Source organism: Bartonella sp. AP19HLJMH, from assembly GCF_042196245.1.
Classification (GTDB): domain Bacteria; phylum Pseudomonadota; class Alphaproteobacteria; order Rhizobiales; family Rhizobiaceae; genus Bartonella.
The window spans coordinates 1-692 of the sequence record NZ_JBHIPX010000091.1; the positions used below are offsets into that span (position 1 = coordinate 1).

1 pseudogene is annotated in these 692 nt (G+C 42.1%); it reads left to right on the forward strand.

Annotation, left to right across the window (positions count from 1 at the left end):
- Positions 1-692, forward strand: a pseudogene (locus ACFINR_RS09540) (hypothetical protein); the annotation flags it as partial.

Genomic DNA, 692 nt, shown 5'->3' on the forward strand with positions numbered 1-692 from the left:
TCAGCTTTATTCCTTGCATCAGACGCTAGCGATGTATTTAGGAGGAGGAGCTAGCTATGAAGGTGGCGAATGGAGGGCTCCGGAATTCAAGGTTTCACAATTCAATTCTGATGGTAGTTCGTCAGAAAAGAAGATCTATCATGATGTAGCAGGAGCTTTTGATGGTGTCAGTGATGGTATGACGAGTATCAACGAGCGTATTCATGATGTTGAGAAGAATGTGGCGAGCAATGGTTTGAATTGGAATGAAGAAGAAGGCGCGTATGATGCGAAGCATGATGGTAAGTCGAGTAAGATTACGAATGTATTGGATGGTAAGATAGAAGAAGGCTCGCAAGAAGTTGTTAATGGTGGTCAGCTTTGGAGCACGAATGAGAGGGTAAAAGAGGTTGAAGACAAAGTAGATACGATAGATCAACATGTGAAAGATATTGAAGTAGCCGTAACAGATGGCGTTGTTTCCTATGACAAAGATAGTGATGGGAAAAAGACCAATAGCATTACGTTAGTAGGAGGCAATGACAGCGAACCTGTTATGATAGACAATGTAGCGGCAGGCAAGATTGAAGCAGGTTCTCAGCAAGCTGTTAATGGTGGTCAGTTGCATGATTATACTGAAGAGCAGATGAAGATAGTTCTTGAAGATGCCAATAAGTATACGGATGAGAAAGTTAGTGGTCTTGTCAATGATG